Source organism: Saccharopolyspora sp. NPDC002686, assembly GCF_040295745.1.
Taxonomy (GTDB): Bacteria; Actinomycetota; Actinomycetes; order Mycobacteriales; family Pseudonocardiaceae; genus Saccharopolyspora; species Saccharopolyspora oryzae.
Genome location: NZ_JBEOVY010000395.1, coordinates 1 through 6614 on the forward strand (window position 1 = coordinate 1; position 6614 = coordinate 6614).

6 protein-coding genes are annotated in these 6614 nt (G+C 69.8%); 1 reads left to right on the plus strand and 5 read right to left on the minus strand.

The annotated features are described in order from the left end of the window. Window positions 1-155: 155 nt before the first annotated feature. The 4 genes from ABTZ89_RS33555 to pdhA all read right to left on the minus strand — a co-directional run bounded on the left by ABTZ89_RS33555 (window position 156) and on the right by pdhA (window position 4792). Window positions 156-1361 carry a calcium:cation antiporter gene (locus ABTZ89_RS33555; RefSeq protein ID WP_351052376.1) on the minus strand — a complete coding sequence of 402 codons (1206 nt, stop codon included), beginning with the start codon at window positions 1359-1361 and terminating at the stop codon, window positions 156-158. A gap of 91 nt (window positions 1362-1452) precedes the next feature. Beyond that, window positions 1453-2709, minus strand: a complete 1257-nt coding sequence (locus ABTZ89_RS33560; RefSeq protein ID WP_351052379.1) for a dihydrolipoamide acetyltransferase family protein — start codon at window positions 2707-2709, stop codon at window positions 1453-1455. Next, on the minus strand, window positions 2706-3725 hold the full coding sequence (locus ABTZ89_RS33565) for an alpha-ketoacid dehydrogenase subunit beta (protein WP_351052381.1): 1020 nt from the start codon (window positions 3723-3725) through the stop codon (window positions 2706-2708). The genes ABTZ89_RS33560 and ABTZ89_RS33565 overlap by 4 nt, the downstream gene beginning before the upstream one ends. Continuing rightward, window positions 3725-4792, minus strand: a complete 1068-nt coding sequence (pdhA, locus tag ABTZ89_RS33570; protein ID WP_502949635.1) for a pyruvate dehydrogenase (acetyl-transferring) E1 component subunit alpha — start codon at window positions 4790-4792, stop codon at window positions 3725-3727. Before pdhA ends, ABTZ89_RS33565 begins: the two co-directional genes overlap by 1 nt. 90 nt (window positions 4793-4882) lie before the next feature. On the opposite strand from pdhA, the gene ABTZ89_RS33575 reads away from it, so the two are divergent. Next, window positions 4883-5383, plus strand: coding sequence for an Lrp/AsnC family transcriptional regulator (locus ABTZ89_RS33575; protein ID WP_270951007.1), 501 nt, complete (start codon window positions 4883-4885; stop codon window positions 5381-5383). Between the two features lie 240 nt (window positions 5384-5623). Here the strand turns inward: ABTZ89_RS33575 and ABTZ89_RS33580 are convergent, their stop codons facing one another. Then, a complete protein-coding gene (locus ABTZ89_RS33580; RefSeq protein WP_270951006.1) occupies window positions 5624-6421 on the minus strand; it encodes an exodeoxyribonuclease III in 798 nt (265 codons plus the stop codon). Between the last annotated feature and the right edge of the window lie 193 nt (window positions 6422-6614).

Below are 6614 nucleotides of genomic sequence, written 5' to 3' on the forward strand. Positions count from 1 at the left end.
GAAATCGGACGTCTGATTTCCATTGAATTTGCGGGAATCCCGACACGGCCTGGTGTGTCGGGGCCCGACACGCCGGTGGTGCACAGTTTCAATTGAAACTGCGGACTTCACCCGTGGCGGACCGCGGGTTCTGGGGGCCTGGTCGGGTTAGGGGGTCACGAGAAGACGGTGAGTCCGTAGATCAGGAAGACGAGGAGGTGCGCCGCTCCGTGGAGCGGGGTGACCTTCTTGCCCGCGAACGTCGTGACCGAGAGCAGGAGGGTGACGCCCAGCAGCGCCAGGTTGGTCGGATCCTCGGCGAGCACGACGGTTTGCCCGGTCAGCAGCCCGATGGTCAGCACTGCGGGGATCGTCAGGCCGACCGTTGACACCAGCGCGCCGTGGCAGAGGTTGCTCACGCGCTGGATCTCACCGGCGTGCGCGGCCCGGACGGCGGTGATCGTCTCGGGCAGGAACACGATCATGGCGATGAGGATGCCCGACAGCGCGACGGGAGCGCCGGCGCGATCGAGACCGTCGTCGAGCAGTGCGGCCATGTCGTGCGAGAGCAGCACGATGGGGAGCACGGTCATCACGAGGGTGACCGCCCGCAGGCCCACCTCCTTGCGGTGCTGCGACAGGACTTCGGTGATCGGCGGGCGCCTGACCGCCACGGCGTCGGACGTTCCGGTGACGCTGTGGCGCGGCGAGACCTCCTGGAAGTCCGCCCGCTGCCTTCCCATCTGCAAGTGGAGGAAGAAGGCGTACAGCAGCACGGTCAGCGCGATGATCGGGATCTCCTGCCCGCGGCCGTAGGCGCCGTCCGAGCCGATGAGGCCGGGCAGGACGAAGGCGAGGGTCGTGAGCACCACGAGCAGGGACAGGTACGAGGAGACCCCGGTGCGGTTGGGCTCGAGTGCACCGTGCCGCATGCCGCCGACGAGCAGGGCGATGCCGATGACGAGGTTCAGGATGATCATCGACACCGCCATCACGGAGTCGCGTGCGATGGTGAGGTGCTCCCCGGGGCCGAGCATCACCGCCGAGATCAGCACGACCTCGATCAGCACGATGGACAGCGTCAGCACGAGCGTGCCGTAGGGGTCGCCGAGGCGGTGCGCCAGGTGCTCGGCTTCGGCGACCACGCCGAAGGCGCAGACGATGATCACGGCGGTGATGCCGACGAGCACGCCGACCAGCAGCGGGCTCGGAAGATGTGCCGACAGGACCGGTTCAGCGGTGAGGACGGCGGCGAAGGCACCCCAGCCCAGCGCGAGCCGGAAGAGCACGGCGGGGGTGATGACGTTCCGGAAGGTGGATGCTGTCCGCAAAGACGTGTGCCCGCAATCTGCTGGGCCGTCCCTGCTCGCGTTCTCGCTCACGGGTCGTCCCGCTCGCACCTTCTGCGCTCATCCTACCCGTCAGGAGCGCATCGCCTCGGAGGTGTGGGGCACCTCCGAGGCGATGCGCCGGTCAGAGGTCGGCGAGGGCGGTGACGGGATTTTCCACGCAGTCGGCGAGGTAGCGGAGGAAACCCCCGGCCGTACCGCCATCGCAAACCCGGTGGTCGAAGGTCAGGGACAGCTGGGTGACCTTGCGGAGCGCCAGTTCGCCCTGGAAGGCCCAGGGCTTGTCGACGATGCGGCCGACGCCGAGGATCGCCGCCTCCGGGTGGTTGATGATCGGCGTCGAGCCGTCCACCCCGAACACGCCGTAGTTGTTGAGCGTGAAGGTGCCTCCGGTCAGGTGCTTCGGCCCCAGCTCTCCCTCGCGGGCTTGTTCGGTGCGCTGGGAGATCGCCTCGGCCAGTTGCGCGGTGGTCATCTCGTGCGCGTCGCGGACCACCGGAACCACCAGGCCGCGCGGGGTTTGGGCGGCGAAGCCGAGACCGATGCGGCTGTGCTGGACGATCTCGTTGCGGTCGGCGTCCACCGATGCGTTGAGCTCCGGGAACCGGCGCAGCCCGGCGACGCAGAACCGCGCGAGCAGCGCCAGCAGGCCGATGCCGCGCGGCTTGAGCACGTCGCGGGCTTCCAGGAGGAGGGTGGCGTCGACGTCCACCCACGTGCTGGCGTCGGGGATCTCCCGGCGGCTGCGGGTGAGCTTGTCGGCCACCGCACCGCGCAAACCCCGCAGCGGGACGCGGGTTTCGCCAGAGGGTTCGGTGACCGGCGGTTCCGGAACTCGGGCCGCCTCCACGTCGCGGCGCAAGATCACCCCGCCTGGACCAGATCCATCCACACTGGACAGATCCACGGCGTGCTGCTTCGCGAGCCGGCGCACGATCGGGGACAGCACCCGCGGAGCCCCAGCACTGCGCGCTGCACCGTTGGCCTGCGGCACCACGTGCACCGGCCGGATCCGGTTCCGGCGCCGCCGCTTCGCACCGCCGGTCCCGTAGCCGACGAGCACGTTGCCCGATCCGGCCCGCTCCTCGGTCCGGTGCTGCTCGTGCGGGGCGTCCGCGCCGGCGATCGTGGTCAGCGGCGAACCCACCGCGATCACGTCACCGGGCTCGCCGTGCAGCGCCTCGACGACACCGGCGTGCGGGCAGGGCACGTCCACGACCGCCTTGGCGGTCTCCACCTCGGCCACCACCTGGTCGGCTTCCACCCGGTCGCCGACCGCGACGTGCCAGCGGACGATCTCCGCCTCGGTCAACCCCTCACCCAAGTCGGGCAGGGTGAACGCGGTTCCGCCGTTGGGCGGGGTCGGCACTGCGCTGTTCACGCCGCTCCCTCCTGCAGTTCGAGCCACTTCGCGTCGGGCTGGTCGTCCCACTGCAGCCGCGCGAGCGCGTCCAGCACCCGGTCGACGTTCGGCAGGTGGCTGTGCTCGAGCTTCGGCGGCGGGTACGGGATGTCGAAACCGGATACGCGCAGCACCGGCGCGGCCAACGAGTGGAAGCAGCGCTCCTGCACCCGGGCCGCGATCTCCGCGGCCACGCCGGCGAATCCCTGCGCTTCCTGCACGACCACGCAGCGCCCGGTCTCGCGCACCGCGGCGGCGACCGTTTCGTCGTCGAACGGCACCAGGCTGCGCACGTCGACCACCTGGACGTCCCAGCCCTCCTCGGCGGCGGCTTCCGCGGACTCCATCGCCAGCGGGACGCCGGGGCCGTAGGCGATCAGCGTGGCGTCCCGGCCCGGTCGGCGGATCACGGCACGCCCGAGCGGCTCGGTCTCGACCGGCAGCTCGACGTCATCCTTTGACCAGTAGAGCTTCTTCGGCTCCAGGAACACCACCGGATCCGGATCGGCGATCGCCTCGCGCAGCAGCGAGTACGCGTCCGCCGGGGTCGCCGGGGCGACCACCTTCAGGCCGGGGGTGTGCGCGTAGTAGGCCTCGCTGGAGTCGCAGTGGTGCTCCACGCCGCCGATGCCGCCCGCGAACGGAACCCGGATCACGATCGGCAGCGAAACCGCCCCGCGCGTCCGGTTCCGCATCTTCGCCACGTGCGAGACGACCTGCTCGAACGCCGGGAAGGCGAAGGCGTCGAACTGCATCTCCACCACCGGGCGGAACCCGGCCATGGCCATGCCCACCGCGAACCCGACGATGCCGGACTCGGCCAGCGGGGTGTCGAAGCAGCGGTCCTCGCCGAAGGCGTCCTGCACGCCGTCGGTGATCCGGAAGACCCCGCCGAGCTTGCCGACGTCCTCGCCGAAGACCACCACGTCGTCGTCCTCGGCGATGGCGTCGCGCAGCGCCGCGTTCAGCGCCTGCGCCATGCTGGTCGGTGCCATCACTGCGCCTCCTGTTCGGCTCGGAGCTGGGCGAGCTGCTCCTGCAGCTGCGGGGTCGGTTCGGCGTAGACGTGGCGGAAGAGGTCCTCCGGATCCGCGGTCGGCTCGACCTGCATCCGGCTGCGGACCTGGGCGGCGAACTCCTCGGCCTCCGCGGCGATCCGCTCGACGGCTGCGTCGTCGAGGTGCCCGCCCTCGCGCAGGTGGCGCTCGAGCCGGTCGATCGGGTCCCGCTGCTGCCACTGCTCGACCTCGGCCGCGTCGCGGTAGCGCCCGGCGTCATCGGCGTTGGTGTGCGCCTCCATGCGGTAGGTGTGCGCCTCGACCAGGAACGGCCCGCCGCCGGAGCGGGCGTGCGCCACGGCGGTGTCCAGCACTGACAGCACGGCCGCCGCGTCGTTGCCGTCCACCTGCTCGCTGCGCACGCCGTAGCCGATCCCCTTGTGCGCCAAGGAAGGCGCGACCGACTGCTTGGCCAGCGGCACGCTGATCGCATAGCCGTTGTTCTGCACCAGGAACACCACCGGGGCTTTGAACACGGCGGCGAAGTTGAGCGCCTCGTGGAAGTCGCCCTCGCTGGTCGCGCCGTCGCCGATCAGCGCCAGCGCAACGGTGTCGCGGCCCTTGCGGGCCTCCCCGTGCGCCAAGCCGACCGCGTGCAGGGTCTGGGTGGCCAGCGGGGTGCACTGCGGCGCGGTGCGGGTGCTCGGCACGTCGTAGCCGCAGTGCCAGTCACCGCGCAGCAGCGTGAGCACCTCGACCGGGTCGAGGCCGCGGGTCACCAGCGACACCGAGTCCCGGTAGGTCGGGAACAGCCAGTCCTGCGCGCCGATGCTCAGCGCAGCGCCGACCTGGCAGGCCTCCTGGCCGCGCGAGGACGGGTACACCGCGAGACGGCCCTGCTTGGTGAGCGTGGTGGCCTGGGCGTCGAACCTGCGGCCCACGACCATCGCCCGGTACGCGGCCAGCAGCCGGGACGGCTCCGGCACCGGGTAGTTCGGATCGGGCTGGTCCAGCATCCCCACCGGACTGCTCGACGGAAGCCATTCCACGGCCGACACCTCCATTGGACGACTGGCTTGAGATAGTCGGCCAGCCGGGCCATGTGATACAAGTCATCGGCGAGAACTCGCAACGAACGGCTACAGGAGTACGTCATGGTGGACCAAGCGTCCGGTGAAAACGCTGTCCGGGGCGGGCGGGCCGGACGAACGGCACCGGCGCTGGACGACATCGACGCGCGCATCGTGGACGAGCTGGTCCGCGACGGCCGGATGTCCATCCGCACCCTGGCCGAGCAGGTCAACATCTCCCGCACCAACGCGCACAGCCGGGTGGACCGCCTGATCGGCAGCGGGGTGATCACCGGCTTCCACGCCCACGTCGAACCGACCAAGGCAGGACTCGGCACGGCGGCGCTCATCGGCCTGTCCATCGAGCAGGACACCTGGCGCGAGGTGTCCCGCCGCCTCGCCGAGATCGACTCCGTCGAGCACGTGGCGCTGGTGGCGGGGGAGTTCGACATCGTGGTGCGCGTGCGCACCGAGGACAACGTGACCCTGCGGAACCTGGTCTTCGACCACATCCAGTCGCTACCAGGAGTCCGCACCTGCCACACCTGGCTGATCTTCGACGAGTTCGAGCCCGAACGCAGGTGAATGCGGTGTTCCAGACCCACCTTGCGTGGCGGTGCGGGTGGCGGAACCTCAGACGACGCCTGGCTGCGGGATCCCTTTTTTATGTATGCCAATACACGGCAAAAGGGCTGTCCTCGCCAGGCGACCTCTGAGAACCCGCGGCGGTGCCGGTTGCGAGGGTGGGCCATTCGCCTGGCGGCGAATCAAAGACGAAGATCAAGAGCTAGCCGTCGAAGACGGGCTCTGAGACCGTACGCCCCGTCAGGGGAGGGTGAGGTCGACGACCACCGGGGTGTGGTCGGAGGTTCCCTTGCCCTTGCGGGCTTCGCGGTCGACGTAGGCGTCGGTGACCGCTCCGGTGAACTGCTCGTTGCCGTAGACCAGGTCGATGCGCATGCCCTGGTTCTTGGGGAAGCGCAGCGCCCGGTAGTCCCAGTAGGTGAAGGGCACGTCGTACTTCAGGGCGCGCGGGTAGACCTCGGTCAGGCCGACCTCGCCGAGCGCGGTGAGCGCCTTGCGCTCCTCCTCGGTGATGTGCGTGCAGCCCTCGAACTCGGCGATGTCCCAGACGTCGGCGTCGGTCGGCGCGATGTTGAAGTCGCCGAGCACGGTCCACGGGAGCTCGCCCAGCTCCTCGGCGGCCGTGGCGCGCAGCGCGTCGAGCCAGCGGAGCTTGTAGTCGTAGTGCGGGTGGCCGACCTCGCGGCCGTTGGGCACGTACACCGACCACACGCGCACGCCGCCGCAGGTGGCGCCGATCGCCCGCGGTTCCTGGGACTCGAACATCGCGCCGTCGGCCATGAAGCCGGGTTCGTCGAGCAGTCCGCGGCGCACGTCGTCGATGCCGACCTTGGACAGCACCGCGACCCCGTTCCAGCGCCCGGTGCCGTGCGCGGCGACCTCGTAGCCCAGCTCGCCGACCTCGTCGTAGGGGAACGCGTCCTCGGCGCACTTGAGCTCTTGCAGGCACAGCACGTCCGGCTCGGCGGTGCCCAGCCAGTCGATCAGCTTCGGCAACCGGGCCCCGACGGAGTTGACGTTCCAGCTCGCGATCCGCACGCCCGAACCTTCCCACACACCCCCGTCGCCCCGGCGAACCACCCGTGGCGGAACGGACCTGCACCACAGTTTCAATTGAAACTGCGATCCCCCGGCGTGTCCGGCGCCCGACACGCCGAAGGATGTGGACAGGTTCCGGGTCCTGTGGAGAACTTCCGCAAATTCAATGGAAATTGGACATCCAAATTCCATT